Genomic DNA, 23,630 nt, shown 5'->3' with positions numbered 1-23,630 from the left:
GTACGGTGGTGTGAGAGGACAGGTAGGGAAATAATCCCTACCTTCCTACTCGATTCAAAAATCATCGTTGATCTCAAGCCAATAGCCATCTGGATCCTGAATGTAAATTTGTCGAACTCCATCGGGGCGAGTGGTGATCTTTCCTTTTTCTCCCGGCCAATCTTCAAAAGGATAGCCGGTGGTTTCTAATCTGGAAATAAAATCGTCCATGTTTTGCATCGAAAAACAGAGGTGGTTGGTTTTTGAAATCTCCCCTGGTACGTCAGGAGCCTCAATCAAATGAAGGGCAGAACCTCCTCCAATGTTATACCAGGCATGGAGTCCGTCTTTGAAGGGTTCGTCGATTTCCTGCAAGTCCAAAATTTCCTCATAAAACTGACTGCTTTTATCCAAATTGGAAACATGAACGGCAATATGGTTGGTTTTAATTTGGGCGTGAATGGAGGAGGACATAAGGATAAAACTGATAAGGAATACTAGGATTTTCATAAGGTTTTGGGTTTGAATTGGATTTTGAAGGTAGGTTTTTTCAAGAAGACCTCATAAGCAGTGCATAAAAAAAGCGGTCACAGACCGCTTTTTAAAATTTTCTTAGGAGGAGGGTTACTCTTCCTCTTCAGGTTTTTCCTCATTACTCAGGTCAGATGCCATGGCAATTCGATCCGCTTCATCAAAAAGGCGAATGGCTTGCTGATATACTTCGTTGATATCGTTGATAACCAGGTAGAAGGCATCATCATCGTAAAGCTGACGTCCCAAGTGTGCTTTGACAAGAGTTTTCAAATAGTCTTTAGACTTGGAATAATCTTCCGCATCATAGGCGACTTTGTTTTTCTCACCCACCTTAATCAATGCCTGAAGCATGGCGTCGTTCACTTCAAATTCTTTATAATACTCCTCTACGCTCATTTCTGAGAATTGCTCTTTGTTTTGGTTGGTATATTCAAGAATGAACTCTCTGGAAGAGTCAGAATTAAACAATCGACTTACATAGGCTGAAGAGTAGGTAGTGTCCAAAGGCACAAAGAAATCCGGCATGATTCCTCCGCCTCCATAGACAATTCTACCTTTTTTGGTTTCATATTTCAAACTATCATTAAATTTGATGCTGTCTGCTGAGAAAAACTCTCCTTGCTCCAATCTTGAAATCCAATCTTGCTCGTAAGCTTCGTGATCTGGTCCGTATGGCTTTTGGATGGATCGGCCAGAAGGAGTGAAATAGCGAGCAATGGTTAATCTGAGTTCGGCACCGTCAGACAGATCAATTGGCATTTGTACCAATCCTTTTCCAAAAGATCGTCTTCCCACGATGAGACCACGATCGTTATCTTGTATTGCGCCAGCCAAAATTTCCGAAGCAGAGGCTGAGCCTTCATTTACCAATACAATGACTGAACCCTCCTCAAACATTCCGGGTCTGAAAGCATATGCTTTTTGGCTGTATTGTTCAACTTTGCCTTCCTGAGAAACGATCAGTGATCGATCTGACAAAATTTCATCAGCAATGTTGATCGCCGCTCCCATATATCCTCCAGGATTTCCTTGCAAGTCAATGATGAGTTTTTTCATTCCTTGACTTTTTAAATCAGACACGGCCTCTTTGAATTCGTCATAGGTGGTCGCTGCAAATCGGGTAATTTTTACATAGCCGATTTCGTTATTGACCATATAGGAAGCATTGATGCTGTATTGAGGAATTTTGTCTCGGGTAATCTCATAGGTGATTAGCTCACTTTCATTTTTACGCTTAATATCGACGACAACTTGGCTTCCCTTGGGACCGCGTAGCAGCTCAAAAACATCCCTATTGGTAATACCGGTACCTGCCACGGTTTCTCCATCTACTTTGATGATTTGATCTCCAGATTTGATCCCAAGAGCTTCAGAAGGCCCGCCTGTCAGGGGAGCGACAACATAAATGGTGTCGCGAATGATTCCAAATTCCACTCCGATTCCGTCAAATTCCCCATCTAGCTGGGACTGAGCAAGAGAGGCGTCTTTGGCTGGAATATAGCTGGAGTGTGGGTCTAGGTTTTCCAGCATTTTGTTTATACCATATTCAACAAGTTCATTGGTGTTTACGCTGTCCACATAATCTCTGTTGATATATGTCATGATCTCCTGAAGCTTATAAAGAGCTGCTCTCAGGTCATTTTGATTGCTTTTGGGTTCCGCAAAAGTAGCCCCTATCCATATTCCCGCCGATATCGCAAGGGCTAGGATGATGGGAAGGCGGATTTGGGATTTTGAATTTTTTGTCTGGCTCACGTTTCTACTCTTTCTGTTGGTTATTTTCAATTAGGTAAACTACTGCTTTTTACTAGTGTTTAAAAGTAGCTTTTGATAAAGTTTGCAAAAGTTTATACGAAGAGAACGTATAAAGGTCAAATTTAATCCCCTACTTTCTGTTAAAATAATTTATTTTTGTCAAATGCAATCTGGGGAAAAGGTAAATAAGACGTTGGTGGGAGATTTAGTCTCTGAAAATTACGTGTTCGCCTCTGTCTTACATTATTTTGGGATCAGTTTTTATCAGTATCCCACTCAATCCCTTGAGCAGGTTTGCAAAAAACATAAAGTTAATCCGAGTCAACTCATAGCAGAACTGGAGTCATGGGCCTCACGCAAAGAGCCTACCCCTGAAGAGCTTTACCTTAACCCAATAGAGGTTTTGGTCGCTTACCTGAAAAAGAAACACTATTATTTTGTACGGCAAGAGCTTCCATTCCTGTCAAACATGATTTCGGGAATACATCCAGATCCTGATTTTAGCGTGTTGATGGCTGATCTAAGGATCATGTTCCCGCTCTTTGTCCAGGATTTTATCCATCATATCCATGAGGAAGAAAGTCGGCTTTTCAAACGAATTGAATTACTCCAAGATATTGAGGAGGGTAATTTCGCACTTTATGATGCGCTGAAGATTTTGGAAAAGGACCCCGTTGATAAAATTGCGGATGCTCATGAAATCCACGATGACGAAATGGAGGGCATTCGAAAACTGACTTCTAATTATTCCCTCAATGCTGATGCTCCGCTTACCATGAAGGTCCTGTATCATGAATTACAAAATTTTGAAAGCGAACTGATCATTCATGCACAGATCGAGGATGAACTTTTATTTCCCAAAGCTGTAGAGCTGGAGCGCGAGGCAATCCGTAAAATCAAAAATAAAATCAGAATTAATTGATGGGTCGGATAATCGCTATAGATTTAGGGACTAAACGGACGGGCATTGCTGTAACCGATCCACTTAAAATTCTTGCAAATCCTCTGGAAACTATCGAAACAGCTACACTGTTTGATTTTTTGAAAACTTACCTAAGCAGAGAAGAAGTGGAAACCATTGTCTTGGGAATGCCTACACGATTGGATGGTAGTGCAAATGAAATGACACCACGAGTAATCGACCTCAAAGGGAAGCTTGAGAAACTATTTCCTGATCAAAAAATTGAACTTGTTGATGAGCGCTTTACTTCAAAAATGGCCATGCAGTCCATGATTGCCATGGGAAGTAAAAAAAAGGACAGAAAAGAAAAGTCCGGAAACTTGGATAAGGTCAGCGCAGCTATTATCCTACAATCCTATTTAGAGAAAAAATGATATATCCAATTGTTGCTTATGGCAATCCTATACTGAAAAAAGAAGCCGCCGAGATCCATGAAGGTGCAGATTTGAAAACCTTAATTCAAGACATGTTTGCTACAATGGATCATGCGAGTGGGGTGGGATTGGCAGCTCCTCAAATCAATCAAGCTGTTCGTCTTTTTGTCATTGACAGCAATTTGATGCTGGATGAACAGGACGAAGAAAAAGGAGTTCGTCGTGCATTTATCAACCCAATTATCTTGGATGAATATGGGGATGATTATGGTTTTGAGGAGGGCTGTCTCAGTATTCCCGATGTCAGAGCCGAGATTATTCGCCCAGAAAAATTGACCATCGAGTATTATGATGAAAACTGGAATCTCAAGGAAGAGGAGTTTTCGGGGATGACGGCCCGGGTGATTCAACACGAATACGATCACCTAGAGGGAATCCTTTTTGTGGATTACCTCAAGGGCCTTAAGAAGCGACTGGTGCAATCTAAGCTCATCGAGGTGAGTAAAGGTAAAGTTCACACCGATTACCGCATGATTTATCCGCTCAAATGAGCCGATCCTCCCAATTGAAAATCGCCCTGATCCAAGCGGATTTATTCTGGAAAGAAAAAACCGCCAATTTCTCGATGTTTGAAGAGAAAATTTGGGAGATCGGACAAAAAGTAGATTTAATTGTTCTTCCGGAAATGTTTCCTACCGGATTTAGCATGGACGTAGAGGAATTGGCTGAGCCTATGAACCTTACTGTTTGCAAGTGGATGCAGCAGCAAGCCGCTCAAACTGGGGCAGTAATTACAGGAAGTGCGATCATCAAAGAAAATCAACAATTTTTTAACCGTTTGCTCTGGGTGGAACCCAGGGGTAAAATTGAATTTTACGACAAGCGTCATCTTTTTAGAATGGCACAAGAGGATGAACATTTTGGCCCTGGAACCAGGCTCCCCGTTTTTGAGCTTAAAGGTTGGCGGATTTTACCACAGGTTTGTTATGATTTGCGTTTTCCAGTTTGGTCAAGAAATTCCCATGTTGATGGTCAAATGGCTTATGATTTGGTTTTTTATGTAGCCTCCTGGCCTGCAGCAAGGGTCAGTGCTTGGGATGCACTTTTACCTGCACGTGCAATTGAAAATTTAGCCTATTGCATTGGAGTGAATAGAGTGGGAGTGGATGGGAATGAGGTGCGGTATTGTGGACACTCTGGAGTTTATGATTTTAAGGGCAACCGACTTTTAAACTTAGGTGAGCAGGAAATAACGAAGGTAATTTCCTTGGATGGCGAGGCGCTTTTAGATTACCGCCAAAAGTTTCCCGCCTGGATGGATTCTGATCAATTCTCGATTGATTTATAGCCTTACCCGATATCCCGAATTCCATTAATGGGATTTGAAACAAGGATATTTTACGTATTTTAGCCCACTGATTTTCCGAGTCCTTGAGACTTTTTTCTTTCAGAAAACAGCCCACTTAGCTGGATTTCTAAGGAATTGATGAAGTTTTAAGATTCGCTATTCCTATCATCGAACGCAATTAAAAACCATGAGTAACCAAACTCCAAAAATCCTTTACACCTTGACCGATGAAGCGCCAGCTTTGGCCACGTATTCCTTGCTGCCTATCGTTGAGGCGTTTACCAAGTCAGCGGGGATTCAAGTTGAAACTCGGGACATTTCGCTAGCTGGAAGAATCATTGCCAATTTTCCAGAGTTCCTTACACCTGATCAGCAAATTGGTGACGCTTTGGCAGAGTTGGGAGGGATCGCAAAAACACCTGAGGCAAACATTATTAAATTGCCCAATATTTCGGCTTCCATTCCTCAATTAAAGGCAGCCATCAGAGAATTACAAGAGCAGGGCTATCCTTTGCCAAACTATCCTGATGAGCCCAAAAACCAGGAGGAAAAAATCATCAAAACGAAATACGACAAAATCAAAGGTTCGGCTGTAAATCCGGTATTGAGAGAAGGGAATTCAGATCGAAGAGCTCCTCAAGCGGTGAAGGCCTACGCCAAAAAGCATCCGCATTCGATGGGAAAATGGTCTCCTGAATCCAAATCGCACGTGGAAAGTATGTCGGAGGGAGATTTTTATGGAAGTGAGCAATCGGTTACCCTAAGTGATTCTACTGTCGTATCCATCGAGCTTTTGGGTGAGAATGGCAGAAAAGAAATCCTTAAAACTGGCCTAGAACTTCAAGAGGGAGAGGTTATCGATGCCTCATTCATGAATATCAAAAGCTTGAAGGCCTTTTTGAAAAAAGCGAAAGCGGATGCGAAAGAAAAAGGAATCTTGTTTTCCCTTCATATGAAGGCGACCATGATGAAAGTTTCTGATCCCATTATTTTTGGACATGCCGTCAAAGCTTTTTTTGAACCTGTATTTGAAAAACACGCTACAACTTTGGAGGAAGCAGGAGTGGATGTAAATAATGGGTTGGGGGATTTATTGGCAAGTATCGAAAAACTTCCTGAAGCAAAAAAAGCAGAAATTCTCTTGGATTTGGAAGCCTGCTATGCCGATAGCCCAGATCTAGCCATGGTAAATTCGGATAGAGGAATCACCAATTTACACGTTCCTAGCGATGTCATTATTGATGCGTCGATGCCTGCAATGATCAGAAGTTCAGGTCAAATGTGGAACAAAGCCGGGCAACTGCAAGACACCAAAGCGGTGATTCCGGACCGAAGTTATGCAGGGGTTTATCAAGCGACGATTGATTTTTGTCGAAGACACGGAGCTTTTGATCCATCGACGATGGGGTCAGTTCCCAATGTCGGTTTGATGGCGCAAAAGGCCGAAGAATACGGCTCACATGATAAAACCTTTGAAATCCCATTTACCGGTACTGTAAGCGTGGTCACAGTGGAGGGGAATGTGCTCATGAGTCACCAAGTGGAGCAGGGTGATATTTGGAGAATGTGCCAAACCAAAGATGCACCAATTCAAGATTGGGTCAAATTGGCCGTGACCCGGGCGAGACTATCTAATACCCCTGCTGTCTTCTGGTTGGATCCCCAGCGAGCTCACGATGCCGAGTTGATCAAAAAGGTCAATCGCTACTTGCCTCAGCACGATTCCACCGGTTTGGAGATTCACATCATGTCACCGGTCGAGGCTACGAATTTTTCCCTGGCTCGAATCAAGGAAGGAATGGATACCATTTCGGTGACGGGTAATGTTCTGCGGGATTATTTGACGGATCTTTTTCCAATTTTGGAATTGGGAACCAGCGCAAAGATGCTTTCTATTGTGCCCTTGATGAATGGAGGTGGATTATTTGAAACTGGAGCCGGAGGGTCTGCCCCCAAGCATGTGGAACAGTTTATCAATGAGGGCCACCTGCGATGGGACTCACTCGGAGAGTTTCTAGCCTTAGCCGTTTCTCTGGAACATTTGGGACAAACATTCGGCAATGAAAAGGCGCTTTTGCTTGCCAAAACCTTGGATCAGGCAACTGGAAAATGGCTTGAAAATGACAAGTCTCCTGCACGTGTCGTAGGAAAATTGGATAATCGTGGAAGCCATTTTTACCTCGCGCTGTATTGGGCTGAAGCTTTGGCACTGCAAAATAAAGATGCCGAGCTTAAAGCCAAGTTTGGGCCGATAGCTCAAGATTTGTCCGAAAAAGCCAACCAGATCGAAGAGGAATTGAATGCCGCACAAGGATCACCTGTCCGTATCGGAGGGTATTATCGTCCAAATGGGACGCTAGTTTCTCAGGCGATGCGGCCGAGTATGACCTTTAATGAGATTATTAATCAGTTGAAGTAATGGAAAAGCCGGGTGTAATGCCCGGTTTTTTTGTTTTAATCAATAGTTGATCAACCTTCCGCAAAGTTAACTTGATGTTGACGCAAAAAGTCCTTGATTACTTTGACGTGAATACATTCGCCCAAATGAATGAAGGCGTAATCGTTTATTTTTTTGGTTTTCCCATGAGCGATCACTTCCTTTTCCTCAATATCAAAGCCTAGGTGCAGATGTTTAGTGCGGCTTTGCATGCCGAATATCCTTCCGCTTGAGTCAAATAGAGGTCCCCCACTTTGTCCTCTGAGTCCCGGAGTACTCAGCTCTATCCCATAGATTTCTCCTTTCTTGTTTCCCAAAAACCGAGTAACCATACCCTCAATGGGGAATCTTGGTGATCTGGCAACGCCTTCTTTGGTCCATTGGAGGGTGTGGCTGGTGGGATCCAATTGAAAATTTGTGAATTCCGGAAAGGGAAATCCAAGACGACAAAGCATTTCTCCGGATTGAATGGATGATTCTTCCGCTAAAAATCGTGGGGCTTGACTATAGAGTGGTTTGTGAAAACCTTCAAATTTCAAAAGTGCCAGATCATATTCTGGGTGGAGGATAAACTTCAAATTTTTAATCTGATCTACGCAGTCCACAAAGGTGATCCGCATTTCAAAAAGTTGATCTGCGGTTAGACCCAATTTTTTGGCAAATTTGTTTTGTTGAGTACCTGTCAGGCCTTTGCTTTCTTCCATAAATTTGGAAAACCGTTTATTGATCTGATCGGCTTGACTCAGCCACTGAGCTACATGCTTGCAGGTTAGAGCCCAGCCTTCTTCATTTACAAAAAATAAACTAGCAGATCCCCGTTGGATTTTCGGATTGCCAAAGTTTCTGGAAATGGAATGAATAGCCCGAGTGTAATTGGCTACTTCTTTAATGGCTTCTACAAACATGGGTAAATCGAATTTTAATCCTTGAAGATATTGATTTTCAGTTGAAGCCTATGGAAAAGAAACTAATTTGAACTTTTGATTTTTCGAAATCGATTGAATTCCACAAATCGCCAGGATAGGATTTTTCTGGTTTGGGGTAGCCAAAAAATTGTGATAACTTAGGATTCCCAAAGCGATTTTTTGCTGAAAGAAGCAAAGTCTGGGGAGTTTTTAGATCCAAACCTATACAATAATCAAAATAATTATGAGCAAAATCAAAGTTGGAATCAACGGATTCGGGAGAATAGGCCGATTGGCTTTCAGAGTAGCGCAAGAGCGCGACGATATTCAGGTAGTCGGTATCAATGACCTGATTGATGTAGATTACATGGCTTACATGCTAAAATATGATTCTACCCATGGTCAGTTTAAAGGTACCGTTGAGGTTAAAGACGGCCAATTGATTGTGAATGGTGATACGATTCGGGTAACTTCCGAGAAAAGTCCGGCCAACCTCAAGTGGGGAGATATCGGAGCTGATTTCGTGATTGAGTCAACCGGTATTTTCTTGACTAAGGAAACTGCCCAAGGTCATATCGACGCTGGTGCTAAAAAAGTAATCATGTCTGCCCCATCCAAAGATGATACTCCTATGTTTGTCATGGGGGTAAATGAAGATACGTATACCGAGGATATGGTTTTTGTATCCAATGCCTCCTGTACCACCAACTGTCTGGCTCCGATAGCTAAGGTGCTTCATGACAACTGGGGTATAGAAGAAGGGTTGATGACTACAGTTCATGCGACCACCGCAACTCAAAAGACAGTGGATGGCCCATCAGCTAAGGACTGGAGAGGGGGGCGTGGAGCAGGTCAAAATATTATCCCATCTTCTACCGGAGCAGCTAAGGCAGTAGGAAAAGTGATTCCTGAGTTGAATGGTAAATTGACCGGTATGGCATTCAGAGTTCCTACTCCAGATGTGTCTGTGGTGGACCTTACCGTGCGCTTGAAAAACCCAGCAAGCTATGAAGCCATCTGTGCAAAGATGAAAGAAGTTTCAGAAACCAGCATGAAGGGGATTTTAGGATATACCGAAGATGCGGTAGTTTCCAATGATTTTATTGGTGATCCAAGAACTTCGATTTTTGATGCAGGAGCTGGAATTCAGCTTTCTGATACCTTTGTAAAGGTTGTTTCTTGGTATGATAACGAGTGGGGTTACTCCAATAAAGTGGTTGATTTGCTCGCCTATATCGCAAACAAATAATTAAGAATTGCCCCGGAAGATTTCGGGGCAATTTTTTTGTCTTAGAAATCGGGGAAACCAAATTCAATTCTGGGAGTTTTATTTCTAAAACCAATTCCCATGTATCTTCCTTTTTTCCCGTTGAAATTAGTGGCTTTTCCTGGAGAGGAACTCAACCTGCATATTTTTGAAGCTCGCTATCGCCAATTGATTTCAGATATTGAATCCAAAGGAGGGAGTTTTGGTATCTGTACTTTTTTAGACCAGCTGACTGGATTCGGGACAGAAATGGAGCTTATTGGAGTCCACAAGCGATATTTCGACGGGAGGTTGGATATTCGGACTCTAGGGAAACGAATCTTTAAGCTGGAGTCATTTGAAAACCCCATGCCCGGGAAGCTGTACGCAGGAGGTAGAGTAAGTTTTCTAAGCAATCGGGAAGGTGTTACCCCTTCCTTAAAACATGAATATGTTTTTTACCTCAAAGAGATCCTCTATCTGCTCAACTATCCTCAAGAAATTTCTACAGAAGAAGTGAACTCTTATTCTTTTTCTCACAAAATAGGGCTCAGTATCGAAGAAGAGTTAGAATTGATTAAACTAGAATCGGAGGCTGAGCGAGTTGCTTTTTTAACCCAATATTTTAAGCGGATGATTCCTGCCCTTAAAGCAGCAGAAGAAGCCAAGGAAAAAATCAAACAGAATGGACATTTTAAACATCTGGATCCCTTGAATTTTTGATTTTTTCAGGGAAGGACTTTGCTTAAGTTGACAAGAACCAAAAAATCGGATGAAATTAGGACATTTCATTGGAATCCCACCTGGGTTATAAGGTGTCTCTGCTCATTGGGATAATCTTCTCAGTCCAGAAGGGGAATAAAACAAAAAAGCAGGTTAAAAACCTGCTTTTTATTGTGATCCCGCTGGGGCTCGAACCCAGGACCCTAACATTAAAAGTGTTATGCTCTACCAGCTGAGCTACGGAATCAAAGAAAAAAGCGGAATTTTATTCCGCCTGTACTTACATGTATGTGATCCTGTCAGGACTCGAACCTGAAACCTACTGCTTAGAAGGCAGTTGCTCTATCCAGTTGAGCTACAGGACCTGGATAACTACTTCTAGTTATAGTGAACTACTCATTTGCTAAAGACAAATGTGCTTCGTGCTTCACTGCAACTTGCTTACTGCTCCGAAGAGTTAGAAGTCTCACTGTTGCTCCACACGTGTACTCGCAAGTCCCTTACGAGGTTTTAATGTCTTATACTGACAAGGTAAATACACGAAATTTGTTGCTTACAACCAAACCCCTAAAGATGGTTTGGTTTTACGCTACGTTCTATAAAGTCGGGGTGGCAGGATTCGAACCTACGACCTCCACATCCCAAATGTGGCGCGATACCGGGCTACGCTACACCCCGAAACTAAGAGTTTTTAAATCCAAAAGGCCGTTTGCCTGGTGAACTATCAAAACGGGCCTTTATTTAGCCCAAATAAGATTTTAACTCCTTGCAAGTTAATTTCTATCCTTACGAATAGGATGAACTTCTTCTTCCTACTTGAATTTAGTGGTGATCCCGCTGGGGCTCGAACCCAGGACCCTAACATTAAAAGTGTTATGCTCTACCAGCTGAGCTACGGAATCATTGATTTGTATTGACTTTTTTTAACGTCAAATACCCTTTTTTTTTACATTCAAATCAGCTCCCTAACCTTGCTTTTTGTTAGATCATTGCCGTAATTGGACTGCAAATTTATGACTCTCATTTATAAATGCCAAACCCGAATTCAATCTTTCTCGTAAAACTTTCAATATTTTTTCTCCTTTTTACACAAAGTGTTCAAAGTCAAGGAGGTGTGAAAGACGTGAGTCAAGCAGACTCCCTATTTGATCAGCAAAACTACCAAGAAGCGATGAATCTCTACGTTCAGAATTATGAATCTGGGCTTTATTCTCCCGCTATGTTGCTTAAAATGGCCTTTATTGCTGAGGGAATGGGGGATAAAGAACAGGCTACTCTGTACCTAAGCAAATATTATGATTTGGAGCCGACCAATCAGATTATTTCAAAAATTAAAGATCTGACAGGACAAAATACCTTGTATGGATTTGAGGTATCCGATTCGGGGCGGTTTTTACTCTTTTTGGTAGATTACAAGGAATACCTAGTAGGTTGTTTGGCGATCCTGCTGATCGTATCCTTACTTTCGATATGGTGGATGGGAAGAAATCCAGAGGGGAAGGTTTCCTATTGGCCAAGTGTCATCCTGTTGCTTTTGCTTTTTGTATCCAACAATTTTCTTAGGGGACCACGTACTGGACTCATTACAACTAGTCCGACTTATGTGGTGTCCAAACCCACAGCAGGAGGTTCAATCATCGATCGTATTGAGCCTGGACATCGCGTTAAAATTAAAGCCTCCAAGGATATTTGGTATGAGGTAGAATGGAAAAATTCTGTGGCTTTTGTTAAAAAAGAACATATTACCAGACTATAAAAGAAAAAGTCTCCCAAAGGGGAGACTTTTTGATTACAGTTTTTTCAACTCAATATTTCGAAAGTGGACCAAATCTCCATGGTCCTGAAGGGCGATTTTTCCCTTTTTATACTTTCCAAAGCCAGGCATGTCTTTAAACTTGCTGTCTGCGATCAGGGCTTCCCACTCGGGTGTCCAAAGCGTAGTTTCTACGATCGTGACATCATTTAACCTAAGTGTTAGCTTGGCATTATCCACGATGATTTCAGCCATATTCCATTCTCCTGCAGGCTTGACAGTCTCTTCGCTACTGACGATTAAGTCATAGAGGTCACCTGCTCTATGGCTGATGATTTTAGCATCTGGATGACCTTCATTATCCAGAACTTGCATTTCTGGGCCGGTTTGCCAAGGATAATCGTATTCCTCTGATTCATGGACCAAGAAGATGACTCCGCTATTTCCGTTGGGAGCAATTTTCCATTCATACTTCAGATGGAAGTTTTCAAATTCCTCATCGGTTACGATATCTCCTCCGTCACCAGTTTGCCAGCCGTCTTTATTAGCTGCGTCGAGGTAAATTTCTCCATTTTCGATTTTCCAGGCTTTTCCGACTTCGCCTCCGCCATACTTATGCCAGCCATCAAATGACTGCCCATCAAATAGCGAAATCCATTCAGATTCTTCGGATACTGCCTCCTCGGTAGTGACCGTTGAGGTTTCAGCGGTATTTTCAGCGGTTTTTTCTCCAGAGCAACTGATCAGAAGTGATGCTGCTAAGGTAGAAGCAAGCCAATAATTTTTTTTCATCTGTTTATAATTGTTTTTTAGCGGTCATATGGAATCTCGCAATTGAAATCATCCCCGTGTGTGAGGGGTACATCATGCTCGATTTCATCATCCTACTCTTTCAATAAAAGTACGTATCGAACCATGTCTTTAGCGTCTTCCTCGCTCAAACCAGGATGGGCTGGCATGGGTACTTCGCCCCAATTCCCAACTCCACCATTGATGACCTTTTGAGCAAGCATGGTTACATTTTCTTCCGTAGTTTCGTATTTGGCAGCAACCTCAGCATAAGAGGGGCCTACGATTTTGCGCTCCACCATGTGGCAGGATTGACAGTCTGAAGCTTTGATTTTTTCAAGTCCTTTGATGTAAATCGGGTCATCTTGATACTTTTCTTCTAAGCTCATTTCTTGAGCTGGCTCAGGAGTCGTCGCCACTGTTTGGCTAGTTTCGGATGACTGTTCGCCTCCGCCTCCGCAAGCAAAAGCTATCCCAGCCAATGCTGCTAAACCCAGGTTTAAAGGTTTTGTAATTTTCATTGTTTACGTATTTATTAAAGGTATTTAGATTCCTAATATTTTTTTGTTGAAGTCTTCATCTGCTCCAGTTCCGGCAAAGTCATCAAAAGCTTTTTCGGTCACACGGATAATATGAGCATCAATAAATGGCGCGCCTTCTGCGGCGCCCTGCTCTGGATGCTTGATGGCACATTCCCATTCCAGGACAGCCCATCCGTCGAAATTGTATTGCGAAAGTTTGCTAAAAATTCCACCAAAATCAACTTGCCCATCCCCTAAAGATCTAAATCTTCCGGCGCGCTCTACCCAGCCTTGAAATCCACCGTAAACTCCTTGCTTTCCGGTTGGATTGAATTCAGCGTCTTTTACATGAAACATTTTGATTCGTTCATGGTAAAAATCAATGAATTGTAAGTAGTCAAGGCATTGAAGCACAAAGTGGCTGGGATCGTAAAGAATATTAGCCCGCTTATGATGATTTACTTTATCTAGAAACATTTCAAATGTAATGCCATCATGGAGATCTTCCCCAGGATGGAGTTCATAGCAAACATCTACCCCATACTGATCAAACTCGTCAAGGATAGGAGTCCATCTTTTGGCCAATTCACCAAAACCGGTATCGACAAGCCCTGCAGGTCGCTGTGGCCAAGGATACACCGTGTGCCACATTAAAGCTCCCGAAAAAGTGGCGTGTGCCGTCAGACCCAAATTGGCTGATGCTTTTGCTGCATATTTTAATTGTTGGGTGGCCCATTCTGTTTTCCCTTTGAGATCACCTTTGAGATTTGCAGGGGCAAAGCCATCGAACAATTCATTATAAGCTGGATGTACGGCCACGAGCTGCCCTTGTAAATGGGTAGAGAGCTCGGTGATGACCATGCCGCTATCTTCTACAATACCTGCAACCTCTTCCGCATAGGTTTTGCTTTCGGCCGCTTTCTGTAAATCGATCATCCGACTGTCCCACGAAGGGATTTGCACCCCTTTGTAGCCAAGCTCAGCCATGTATTGGCAGATGTTTTTTAGGTTGTTAAATGGAGCTTTATCGTCAGCAAATTGGGCCAAAAATATGGCTGGTCCTTTGATAGATTTCATTTTGTTTAATTTAGGTTTAAGCGTAATTATTTTTCTACTATAAATGGAGTCCATTTTTGGTCAGACCCGGTACTTTTCAAAACATGGTCGATAAAGGCCATTCCTCGAATACCATCTTCAACTCCGGGGAAATCTTCCCATTCTGGCTTTGGTTTTTCTCCAGCCCGGTGTGCATAAATGCAACGTGCGAAATTTCGATATAAATTGGCGAATGCCTCAATGTATCCCTCTGGGTGACCTGCAGGGGTTCGCGTATTTTCCTGAGCAAGGGAGCCCAAATATCCTGTGCCGGCACGGTAAATTTGGGCGGGTTGATTTGGAAAACGAACCGTTAATGAATTATTGTCCTCCTGCTCCCATTCAATCCCACCTTTATCGCCATAAACTCGGATTTTAAGGTTGTTTTCGCAGCCCGTATCGGTTTGTGAAGCCATAAGCACACCAGAAGCCCCATTTTCGAAGCGAAGTAAAACTACTCCATCATCATCGATTGGCCTTCCATCCACTTTGATGTGAAGGTCTGCGCAAATTTTGGCGACTTTTTGTCCCGAAACATACTCAGCCAAATGAAACGCATGAGTTCCGATATCTCCCATACAACCAGCTAGGCCATTTCGCTTTGGATCTGTCCGCCATTCAGCCTGTTTATTGTTTTCGGTTTCCAAAAGCTTGTAAAGCCAGCCTTGCGGGTATTCGACGTAGACTTTCCAGATTTTTCCGAGTTGGCCTTCGGCAATCATTTGCTTGGCCTGTTTGATCATTGGGTAGCCTGAGTAGGTATGGGTGAGGAGGAAGAGTTTGTCTGAAGCGTTGACGGAATGATAAAGCACTTTTGCTTCCTCATAGTTGAGGGTAAGTGGTTTGTCTAAAGCGACATGAAATCCTTTTTTGAGCGCTTTGATGGCGGGGTCAAGATGAACATGGTTTGGCGTGACGATGACGACCACATCGATGCGTTCAGATTCGGGTAATTGCAGCTCTTTTTCAAACATCTCGTCATAGTTGTCATAGACCCGATTGGGATCGAGCATGAGCTCCTCACCCCGTTGTTTTGATTTTTGCGAATTGGATGAAAAAGCTCCCGCGGCCAGTTCAAACATACTGTCCATCAGTGCACCATTTAGGTGGATGGCTCCAATAAATGAGCCTGGTCCTCCACCGACCAATCCGATTTTTAATTTTTGAGTTGTTGACATAGGTCCGTTACTAGGTTTTTCAGGTTTTTTTGTTGAAATAATTAATTCTGTCTCAGAAAATCTTCCTTTCTTCAATTGACTTGGGTGAATAATTGACTAGTAGCCGCATCCCGTTATGAATGGCTTGGTCAAAATTAGTGATCGCCTGATTTCAGAGGTGAACTAGTTGATCCAGATTGAACTCTTGGAATCTCACAAAATGCCCCCGAGGAATCGAAATATTCGAAGATCTACCCTTTTATTTAATGTGCGATTTCCAATTGTCAAAAGACTTGCTTAAAATACAGGAAAAAGACCAAATTTTAAACTTTCGAAATAAATTCATTGTAATTCCATCTCCTATGAAATCAATCCTGCAATTAAGGCTTTCTATTATGATGTTTTTGGAATTTTTCGTTTGGGGTTCTTGGTATGTGACCATGGGGACGTTTTTGGGTGCTAACCTTGGGGTAAAAGACCAGGATATTTCTCTCGCTTTTTCCACCCAATCTTTTGGAGCAATCATTGCGCCTTTTATCGTCGGACTGATCGCTGATCGCTATTTTCATGCTCAGCGGATTCTTGGAGTGATTCATTTAATCGGCGCGGTATTGATGTATGGGCTTTACCATAGCAAAGAATTCAGTTCCTTTTTTCCAATTCTATTGGTTTACATGATTTTATTTATGCCCACTTTGGCATTAGTTAATTCGATTTCATTTAATCAAATGAAAGACCCAGCTAAGGAATTTTCCATTATCCGGGTTTGGGGTACTATGGGGTGGATTACTTCAGGGATTTTGATCAGTTATTTGGCCTGGGATAGTCAAGCTGGTCTTGCAGATGGGCTTTTAAAGTATACGTGGCTAATGGCTTCGGTCGTATCGGTGATTTTGGGTTTATTTAGCTTCACGCTCCCGCATACTCCACCTCAAGCTGATAGGAGTGCCGAATTCAAACTTTCCGAGGTTTTGGGATTGGATGCTTTGTCCCTTTTAAAACATAAAAATTTCTTTATCTTTTTTCTTTCCTCAATTTTAATCTGTATTCCTTTGGCTTTTTATTATCAAAACGCAAGTCCATTTTTGACCGAGATTGGAGTCGAGAATTCAACCGGGAAAATGACCCTGGGCCAGGTCTCTGAAGTTTTATTTATGCTTGCCTTACCGCTTTTCTTTTCTAGGTTTGGAATTAAAACGACCCTTATTGTTGCAATGCTGGCCTGGGCAGCCCGCTATGTATTTTTTGCTTTTGGGGATGCCGATGAGCAGGTCTGGATGCTTTTGGTAGGCATTGCTTTGCATGGGGTCTGTTACGATTTCTTTTTTGTCAGTGGACAAATCTATACCGATGCCCATGCGGGAGCAAAGTTTAAATCCTCTGCCCAGGGTCTGATCACCTTAGCGACCTATGGAGTAGGTATGTTGATTGGGTTTTGGGCAGCCGGCCATATTTCAAATTATTTCTTAGTTGCAAACGGAAGTCATGATTGGAAGTCAATTTGGTTAATTCCTGCTGGTATTTCAGTTTTGGTTTTGCTATTTTTCACTTTCCTTTTCAAATCGGAAATAATTAAACCCATAAATAATCGACAATGACCAAACCTATTGACAGTAGTAGAAGAGAAAGCTTTAAGAAAGTTTTGTTAGGAGGTGCCGCCTTAGGTAGCCTTAGTTCTTTTGATTGGAAAACAGATCAGCCGCTAAAATTAAAAGGAAATATTAATCATGGAGTCTGTGCCTGGACCATGCCTGATCTGAGCTTGGATGAGCTTTGCATCGCCATCAAAAAAATAGGTTTTAATGCTATTGATATTGTGGGGCCTGAAACCTGGGACACGCTTAAAAAGCACGGAGTCGAATGCTCCATGTGCAATGGAGCAGAACTCGGGATTCCCCGTGGCTGGAATGACCCCCAGTACCATGAGCAGCTAATCAAAAACTACTCAGAGATTATCCCTGTGGTTGCTAAATATGGCTTTAAAAACTTAATCTGCTTTTCGGGAAACCGAAATGGAATGGATGATGAAGTAGGGATGAAAAACTGTGCAGTGGGTCTGAAAAAAATTATGAATCTTGCCGAAAAGCATGGAGTGGTCATTCAAATGGAGCTTTTAAACAGTAAAGTGAATCACCCTGATTACATGTGTGATCTTTCTCCCTGGGGTGTGGAATTGTGTAAAATGATCGATAGTGAAAACTTTAAGCTGCTTTTTGATATTTATCATATGCAGATCGATGAAGGAGATATTATCCGCAGTATACAAACCCACCATCAATATTTTGGTCATTATCATACTGCGGGGAATCCGGGTAGAAATGAGTTGGATGAAAATCAGGAAATCAATTATCCGGCAGTGATGCGGGCTATCGTTGAGACGGGATACAAGGGGTATGTTTCTCATGAATTTATCCCTAAATCTAAAGATAAAATTGCCGCACTTGCTCAGGCAGTGCAGGTATGTGATGTATAAAATTCAATCAAATTAATATTTATGGCAAATCAATCGTATGATGCAATTGTAGTTGGGTCAGGGATTAGTGGCGGATGGGCTGCTAAAGAGCTGACGGAAAAGGGGTTGAAAGTATTGCTCCTGGAGAGGGGACCTGATGTCAAGCATGTCAAAGATTATGATACCGCTACGCTTCCGCCGTGGGAAGTTCCTCACAGAGGAAGACGGACAATAGAAATGCTGGAAAATCACCCTAATCTCCGAAGGGATTATGTGTTAAATGAACTAAATCTGGACTGGTGGGCTCATGAGAGTGATTCACCTTATGTGGAGGAAAAACCGTTTACTTGGTTTAGAGGATATCAGGTCGGCGGACGCTCCCTGCTTTGGGGACGACAGTCCTACCGATTGGCAGATATCGATTTTGAGGCGAATGCCAAAGAGGGAATTGCTGTGGACTGGCCTATCCGATACAAGGATTTAGCTCCTTGGTATTCTTATGTTGAGAAATTCGCAGGTGTATCGGGAAACAAAGACGGTTTGGATATTCTTCCGGATGGAGAATTTATGCCTCCTATGCCAATGAATTGTGTGGAAAAAGATGGAGCTGAAAAAATCAAAGAACATTACAAAGGTGCTAGACATTGGTTAATTGGGCGTCCGGCAAATATCACTCAGCCTTTGCCTGGAAGAGTGGGTTGTCAATATCGGAATAAGTGTTCGTTAGGTTGTCCATTCGGGGGATATTTCAGTACGCAAGCTTCTACTTTGCCAGCAGCTAAAGCAACTGGAAATTTGACCCTTCGTCCTTGGTCAATTGTCCGTCGATTGATTTACGATAAGGATACCCAGAAAGCTACTGGAGTCGAGGTGCTCGATGCTGAAACCAATCAAACCATAGAGTATGATGCGAAGATTATTTTCTTGTGCGCCTCTGCTTTTAATTCAACGGCGATTTTGATGCGATCAGCTACGGATATTTGGCCTGGCGGTTTGGGTTCTAGCTCTGGGGAATTGGGACACAATGTGATGGATCACCATTTTAGGCTGGGGGCCCGAGGAACAATCGATGGATACGAAGACAAGTACTATTTCGGACGAAGACCCACTGGGTTATATATCCCTCGGTTCAGAAATTTAAATGGAGAGAAACGAGACTATGTCCGAGGATTTGGCTATCAAGGTGGAGCGAGTCGCAGTGGTTGGAGTAGAGATGTGGCAGAGTTGAACTTTGGTGCACCCATGAAGGAGGCACTGACTCAACCGGGACCTTGGAGTATCGGGTTCACGGCCTTTGGTGAAATACTACCTTACCATGAAAATCATATTCGTCTCAGCGATACGGTAAAGGATAAGTGGGGTATGGAAGCTCTTGTTATGAATGCCGAAATCAAAGAAAATGAAAAGAATATGCGAAAGGACATGATGGCAGATGCTGCTGAAATGTTGGAAGTCGCAGGGTTTAAGGATGTTCAGACTTACGATTCAGGGTATACCTTTGGTCAGGGAATTCATGAAATGGGAACGGCCCGCATGGGTAGAGATCCTAAAACCTCAGTTCTCAACGGAAACAATCAAGTTTGGGATGCCAAAAATGTATTTGTAACTGACGGAGCTTGCATGACTTCAGCTGCGGCTCAAAACCCTTCGCTCACCTATATGGCTTTGACTGCTAGGGCAGCTGCATTTGCAGTGGAAGAATTAAACAAGCGTAATCTCTAATTTTAAACCAAAAGACAATGACGATGAATAGAAGAGACGCGTTGAAAAGCGTCATGCTGATGATGGGAGGGACGATGGTCGGAGCTACGGCGATATTGACCGGATGTGCCCCTGAAAATCAAATCGAAGGCCTGAATTTCAGTCCCGAGGATATTGCCTTTCTGGATGAATTGGGAGATACGATTATTCCTGAAACAGATACTCCCGGTGCAAAAGCTGCCGGAATTGGGCAGTTTATGGTCATGATGGTCAAGGACACCTATGATGCGGATCAGCAGAAGATTTTTGTGGATGGGTTAAATATGATTCGAAAAGACTTTAAATCTAAAAAAGGAGTGGATTATGTCGGTGCTCCGGCAGAAGATCGATTAGCCTACTTAAATGGCTTGTATGAGCAATACAAAACGTCTGAGCCTAAAGAGCCTCAAGTGATTAATATGCTTCGGGACTTAACAGTTTTGGGATATTTTACCTCAGAAATTGGCGCTACTCAAGCATTGAATTACGTAGAAGTACCCGGCCGATACGATGGTTGTATTGATCTCAAGCCTGGCGATAGAGCGTATGCAATTTAATAGAAAAGCCTGCTTTGATCAAAGCAGGCTTTTTTTTACCAATCAGGAAATTATTCCTTTGGTATCTTCTGATTTTCTAAAAACCAGCAAGAACATTACGATAATGAGAATTATCAATAAGGCTACTTCAAATTGAGCCCAGATTTGAGATCTGTTGATCAGCCTTTTGGCTTTACTGATCAGCTTTTCTCCTTCTTGCATTTGGATGGTGCTTAGGTTTTCCAAATCTCCGCGTGCTTGTGAAATTTTTTGGTCATAGAGCTTTACCTGGTCGACATTGACTCCTTCCTCTTCATCGTAGAGCAAATCATAGCTTTTTATGGTAAGGTCATTGACGATGATTTTTTTGAAATCCCTCAGATATTCGTCCTCCTGTGTCGTCAAGTTGGTGGCTTCGAAGTCTTCAACCAATGTCAGAATTTGGTTTTCATGTCCTTCGATTTCATCCACGACTTTTGAATAATCATAGTCTAGATTGCAGTGATCTACTAATTTTTGGATCTGAAATAGGTGTTCAGAGATTTGAAAAATATATCCTTCTACCACCAAACGATCATTGTAAACTTCGGTAAAAGTCCCACTGATGCTCTGAAAGGATTGTCGTTCAATTAGATTTTTGGCATAGATTAAAAGGAGCAAGATGCTAATGATAAAAAGTGCTCGAATTTTGCGTCGCTTAAGGCCGGAGTTTTGCATGAGTTAGTGTTACTTTCGGGTTAGAATACACATTTTATAAAAAGATAAAGAGATTGCAAAGAAAAGTCTAAAATCTCACTCTTTTGTAGGCATTTTGTCATAAACCCTGACATACTCTATTTCCATTCGCTGAGGCCAGATTTTTGGATCTACCCCTTTTTTCCCACCCCAGTTTCCACCAACTGCCAAATTCAATATAATATGAAAGGGTTGATCAAAGGGCCATTCTGCGCTGGTATTTCCTGAGTTTTCAAAGGTAAAATAGAGCTTATCGTCGATAAGGAAGTCAATTTTTTCCGCTGTCCAATTGATTGCATAAGTATGAAATGCAGTATTAAAATCGGGGATAGTGACTTGTTTGCCAACTTGAGTTCCAATGGAATGATTAAAAGCCTCGGTATGAACTGTCCCGTGAACTACAGATGGATCAAATCCCACATGCTCCATGATGTCTATTTCCCCACTTTTGGGCCAGCCTCCATAGCTGTTTTTCTCAGGAAGCATCCAAATCGCTGGCCAGGTCCCTCTTCCTTCAGGAAGTTTGGCTTTTACCTCAATGTAGGCGTATTTCCAGGCTTTTTTGCCTTTGGTGACCAATCTGGCAGAGCTGTAGCCTTTTGAGAAACTAGAATCAGCATGTGCTTCAATGATCAATCTTCCATCTTCAATTCGGGAATTTTCCAATTTTACTTCTTGGTAAAATTGAAGCTCGTTGTTTCCCCAGCCATGATCTCCGACATCGAAAGACCAATGGTCTGAGTTGGGTAGCCCTTCGGTTTCAAACTCGTCTGACCAAATTAATTTTTGGGCAAATAATGCATTGATTGTCATGGGGAATATCAATAAATGTAGGGCTAACAGAATAAAGGATTTTTTCATTTAATTGGTAGTTTTGAAACTATTTAATCTAGCGTTCGTTAGATGAAGTATAAGTATTTTTAACCAAAATTTAAATTTTATGTCACTACAACTGAAAGGTAATTGGAACCAAGTCAAAGGTAAACTTAAGCAAAAGTATGCATCACTGACAGAGGATGATTTAAAATATCAAGAAGGTCAAGAAGATGAAATTCTAGGTCTACTTCAAGAAAAGACCGGAGAATCAATTGAAAAACTCCGAGAATTTATTTTTGAAGAAGAAAATGAGAAATCAAATTAATTGATTCAACAAATTGAGGAAAGGCTGGTTGGTTATACAATCGGCCTTTTTTTATGCAATGGCTTTTTCACTAGATTTCATAATCGTAAATTGCCCCATGTAAACCCAAATAAATATGGCATACTATCATCGCTTGGGATCTATCCCGCCCAAAAGACATACTCAATTCAGACAGCCGGACGGAAGCTTATACAAAGAAGAGCTCGTAAGTTCAAAAGGGTTTTCCGGCATCTACTCCAATCTCTATCATATTCACAACCCAAATAATGTCAAATCAATCGGTGAACCAAAGCCATACAAATGGACCGTGGCAGAGGGACATGGATTGAAACAAACTCATTTAAAAACCTCAGGTGTAGCGGTAACTGGAGAGGATTACTTAAGTGCCCGTCGCATGCTAATGAAGAACAATGAGGTGATGATGGGAATTTGTACTCCCAAAAAGCGGGAAATGGATTATTATTTCAAAAATGCCGACGGGGATGAGTTGATCTATATCCATGACGGTTCTGGAGTGATGTACTCGCAATTTGGTAAGCTTGAGGTCAGAAAGGGGGATTATATTGTGATTCCCCGGACGACAATTTATCGATTTGTGTTTGACCAAGAGGGGCCACTTCGCCTTTTGATTATTGAATCACAAGGGCCTATTGAAACGGTCAAAAGGTACCGAAATGAAGTTGGTCAGCTTTTAGAACACTCCCCCTATTGCGAACGGGATATTCGCCCTCCACATGAAATCGTCATCGAGGAAGCTAAAGGGGAATATTTAGTTCAGATCAAAAAACAGGGGATGTTACACCCCTATTTCTATGGGCACAGTCCTCTCGATATTGTGGGTTGGGATGGGTATCTTTACCCCTATGCCTTGTCGATTTATGATTTTGAGCCCATTACCGGACGAATTCATCAGCCACCACCGGTCCATCAGACCTTTCAGGCTTGGGGCTTTGTAATTTGTTCCTTTGTTCCTCGACTATTTGATTATCATCCTTTAGCCATTCCTGCTCCGTATAATCATTCAAACATCGATTCAGATGAGGTGTTATACTACGCAGAAGGGGAGTTTATGAGCAGAAAAGGGATTGATAGGGGTTCATTTACCATTCACATGGGGGGACTGCCACATGGTCCACATCCCGGTACGGTCGAAAAATCAATTGGTGCAAAGTCCACAGAGGAATATGCGGTGATGCTGGATACCTTTAAGCCTCTCCAGATTACTACCGATGCCTTGGAATTTGTGGATAAAAATTACCCGATGAGTTGGACAGAATAATCCATCATCTGATTATCGGATAGTTTTGAATTCTTTTTAAAATTAGAATTTTCAGAGATCTACTGGATTTCAAAAAATCCAATGAAAAATCCCGCCAAGCTAAATTTGGCGGGATTTTTCGATGTGTGCCGTGCATGGCAATCGACTAGGTGGTGTAAGTCCACTGTGGG

23 protein-coding genes and 4 tRNA genes are annotated in these 23,630 nt (G+C 42.2%); 14 read left to right on the top strand and 13 right to left on the bottom strand.

All coding sequences use genetic code 11. The features are described from left to right. Positions 1-54: 54 nt before the first annotated feature. Both Q0L00_RS18505 and Q0L00_RS18500 read right to left on the bottom strand, forming a co-directional pair. Positions 55-489 carry a VOC family protein gene (locus Q0L00_RS18505; RefSeq protein ID WP_297338382.1) on the bottom strand — a complete coding sequence of 145 codons (435 nt, stop codon included), beginning with the start codon at positions 487-489 and terminating at the stop codon, positions 55-57. A gap of 114 nt (positions 490-603) precedes the next feature. Then, positions 604-2,268, bottom strand: coding sequence for a S41 family peptidase (locus tag Q0L00_RS18500; RefSeq protein ID WP_297338381.1), 1,665 nt, complete (start codon positions 2,266-2,268; stop codon positions 604-606). Positions 2,269-2,431: 163 nt separating this feature from the next. Between Q0L00_RS18500 and Q0L00_RS18495 the strand changes: the two genes are divergently transcribed. From Q0L00_RS18495 to Q0L00_RS18475, 5 genes are all read left to right on the top strand, one after another. After that, positions 2,432-3,190 carry a hemerythrin HHE cation-binding protein gene (locus Q0L00_RS18495; RefSeq protein WP_297338380.1) on the top strand — a complete coding sequence of 253 codons (759 nt, stop codon included), beginning with the start codon at positions 2,432-2,434 and terminating at the stop codon, positions 3,188-3,190. After that, positions 3,190-3,603: a Holliday junction resolvase RuvX gene (gene ruvX / locus Q0L00_RS18490; RefSeq protein ID WP_297338379.1), complete on the top strand. Its 414-nt coding sequence runs from the start codon at positions 3,190-3,192 to the stop codon at positions 3,601-3,603. The genes Q0L00_RS18495 and ruvX overlap by 1 nt, the downstream gene beginning before the upstream one ends. After that, a complete protein-coding gene (gene def / locus Q0L00_RS18485; RefSeq protein WP_297338378.1) occupies positions 3,600-4,154 on the top strand; it encodes a peptide deformylase in 555 nt (184 codons plus the stop codon). Before ruvX ends, def begins: the two co-directional genes overlap by 4 nt. After that, positions 4,151-4,951 (top strand): amidohydrolase, encoded by an 801-nt coding sequence (locus tag Q0L00_RS18480; protein WP_297338377.1) that lies wholly within the window; start codon positions 4,151-4,153, stop codon positions 4,949-4,951. Before def ends, Q0L00_RS18480 begins: the two co-directional genes overlap by 4 nt. A gap of 187 nt (positions 4,952-5,138) precedes the next feature. Beyond that, complete coding sequence (locus Q0L00_RS18475) at positions 5,139-7,370, top strand: NADP-dependent isocitrate dehydrogenase (RefSeq protein WP_297338376.1); 2,232 nt, start codon at positions 5,139-5,141, stop codon at positions 7,368-7,370. Between the two features lie 50 nt (positions 7,371-7,420). Here Q0L00_RS18475 and Q0L00_RS18470 read toward each other — a convergent pair whose 3' ends face one another. Further along, complete coding sequence (locus Q0L00_RS18470) at positions 7,421-8,293, bottom strand: serine protease (protein WP_297338375.1); 873 nt, start codon at positions 8,291-8,293, stop codon at positions 7,421-7,423. 244 nt (positions 8,294-8,537) lie between these two features. Here Q0L00_RS18470 and gap point away from each other — a divergent pair, with 244 nt between their 5' ends. Together gap and Q0L00_RS18460 are read left to right on the top strand one after the other, a co-directional pair. Continuing rightward, a complete protein-coding gene (gene gap / locus Q0L00_RS18465) occupies positions 8,538-9,542 on the top strand; it encodes a type I glyceraldehyde-3-phosphate dehydrogenase (protein ID WP_297338374.1) in 1,005 nt (334 codons plus the stop codon). Between the two features lie 99 nt (positions 9,543-9,641). Further along, positions 9,642-10,262 carry an LON peptidase substrate-binding domain-containing protein gene (locus Q0L00_RS18460; RefSeq protein WP_297338373.1) on the top strand — a complete coding sequence of 207 codons (621 nt, stop codon included), beginning with the start codon at positions 9,642-9,644 and terminating at the stop codon, positions 10,260-10,262. 174 nt (positions 10,263-10,436) lie between these two features. Here Q0L00_RS18460 and Q0L00_RS18455 read toward each other — a convergent pair. The 4 genes from Q0L00_RS18455 to Q0L00_RS18440 form a co-directional block, all read right to left on the bottom strand. Further along, positions 10,437-10,509 (bottom strand) — tRNA-Lys (locus Q0L00_RS18455). A 44-nt stretch (positions 10,510-10,553) separates the two neighbouring features. Next, positions 10,554-10,627, bottom strand: a tRNA-Arg gene (locus Q0L00_RS18450). 239 nt (positions 10,628-10,866) lie between these two features. Next, positions 10,867-10,940 (bottom strand) — tRNA-Pro (locus Q0L00_RS18445). A gap of 148 nt (positions 10,941-11,088) precedes the next feature. Continuing rightward, positions 11,089-11,164: transfer RNA gene (locus Q0L00_RS18440), tRNA-Lys, on the bottom strand. A 212-nt stretch (positions 11,165-11,376) separates the two neighbouring features. Here Q0L00_RS18440 and Q0L00_RS18435 point away from each other — a divergent pair. Then, positions 11,377-12,018, top strand: coding sequence for an SH3 domain-containing protein (locus Q0L00_RS18435; RefSeq protein WP_297338372.1), 642 nt, complete (start codon positions 11,377-11,379; stop codon positions 12,016-12,018). A 33-nt stretch (positions 12,019-12,051) separates the two neighbouring features. Here the strand turns inward: Q0L00_RS18435 and Q0L00_RS18430 are convergent, their stop codons facing one another. The 4 genes from Q0L00_RS18430 to Q0L00_RS18415 all read right to left on the bottom strand — a co-directional run bounded on the left by Q0L00_RS18430 (position 12,052) and on the right by Q0L00_RS18415 (position 15,598). Continuing rightward, entirely contained in the window at positions 12,052-12,807 is a 756-nt protein-coding gene (locus Q0L00_RS18430) for a DUF1080 domain-containing protein (RefSeq protein WP_297338371.1), read from the bottom strand. Positions 12,808-12,899: 92 nt separating this feature from the next. Then, a complete protein-coding gene (locus Q0L00_RS18425) occupies positions 12,900-13,325 on the bottom strand; it encodes a c-type cytochrome (protein WP_297338370.1) in 426 nt (141 codons plus the stop codon). A gap of 24 nt (positions 13,326-13,349) precedes the next feature. After that, positions 13,350-14,402, bottom strand: a complete 1,053-nt coding sequence (locus Q0L00_RS18420) for a sugar phosphate isomerase/epimerase (protein WP_297338369.1) — start codon at positions 14,400-14,402, stop codon at positions 13,350-13,352. Positions 14,403-14,428: 26 nt separating this feature from the next. After that, positions 14,429-15,598 (bottom strand): Gfo/Idh/MocA family oxidoreductase, encoded by a 1,170-nt coding sequence (locus tag Q0L00_RS18415; RefSeq protein ID WP_297338368.1) that lies wholly within the window; start codon positions 15,596-15,598, stop codon positions 14,429-14,431. Positions 15,599-15,939: 341 nt separating this feature from the next. Here Q0L00_RS18415 and Q0L00_RS18410 point away from each other — a divergent pair, with 341 nt between their 5' ends. The 4 genes from Q0L00_RS18410 to Q0L00_RS18395 are packed head-to-tail and all read left to right on the top strand — an operon-like array spanning position 15,940 to position 20,326. Next, positions 15,940-17,175 (top strand): nucleoside permease, encoded by a 1,236-nt coding sequence (locus Q0L00_RS18410; RefSeq protein ID WP_297338367.1) that lies wholly within the window; start codon positions 15,940-15,942, stop codon positions 17,173-17,175. Beyond that, positions 17,172-18,050 (top strand): TIM barrel protein, encoded by an 879-nt coding sequence (locus Q0L00_RS18405; protein WP_297338366.1) that lies wholly within the window; start codon positions 17,172-17,174, stop codon positions 18,048-18,050. The genes Q0L00_RS18410 and Q0L00_RS18405 overlap by 4 nt, the downstream gene beginning before the upstream one ends. A gap of 21 nt (positions 18,051-18,071) precedes the next feature. Further along, complete coding sequence (locus Q0L00_RS18400) at positions 18,072-19,751, top strand: GMC family oxidoreductase (RefSeq protein WP_297338365.1); 1,680 nt, start codon at positions 18,072-18,074, stop codon at positions 19,749-19,751. 17 nt (positions 19,752-19,768) lie between these two features. Then, on the top strand, positions 19,769-20,326 hold the full coding sequence (locus tag Q0L00_RS18395; protein ID WP_297338364.1) for a gluconate 2-dehydrogenase subunit 3 family protein: 558 nt from the start codon (positions 19,769-19,771) through the stop codon (positions 20,324-20,326). Between the two features lie 42 nt (positions 20,327-20,368). Here Q0L00_RS18395 and Q0L00_RS18390 read toward each other — a convergent pair whose 3' ends face one another. Together Q0L00_RS18390 and Q0L00_RS18385 are read right to left on the bottom strand one after the other, a co-directional pair. Continuing rightward, on the bottom strand, positions 20,369-21,022 hold the full coding sequence (locus Q0L00_RS18390) for an MCP four helix bundle domain-containing protein (RefSeq protein WP_297338363.1): 654 nt from the start codon (positions 21,020-21,022) through the stop codon (positions 20,369-20,371). 75 nt (positions 21,023-21,097) lie between these two features. Beyond that, the gene (locus Q0L00_RS18385) at positions 21,098-21,853 is read right to left on the bottom strand and encodes a glycoside hydrolase family 16 protein (RefSeq protein ID WP_297338383.1); all 756 of its coding nucleotides are present in this window, start codon (positions 21,851-21,853) and stop codon (positions 21,098-21,100) included. Between the two features lie 127 nt (positions 21,854-21,980). On the opposite strand from Q0L00_RS18385, the gene Q0L00_RS18380 reads away from it, so the two are divergent. Beyond that, positions 21,981-22,181, top strand: coding sequence for a CsbD family protein (locus tag Q0L00_RS18380; RefSeq protein WP_297338362.1), 201 nt, complete (start codon positions 21,981-21,983; stop codon positions 22,179-22,181). A gap of 115 nt (positions 22,182-22,296) precedes the next feature. Beyond that, positions 22,297-23,460: a homogentisate 1,2-dioxygenase gene (locus tag Q0L00_RS18375; protein WP_297338361.1), complete on the top strand. Its 1,164-nt coding sequence runs from the start codon at positions 22,297-22,299 to the stop codon at positions 23,458-23,460. The last annotated feature ends 170 nt before the right edge of the window (positions 23,461-23,630 follow it).

Source organism: Algoriphagus sp., from assembly GCF_024305035.1.
Classification (GTDB): Bacteria; Bacteroidota; Bacteroidia; order Cytophagales; family Cyclobacteriaceae; genus Algoriphagus.
Note: the sequence above shows the minus strand (reverse complement) of the source record. Positions and strands in the feature narration are given on the sequence as shown.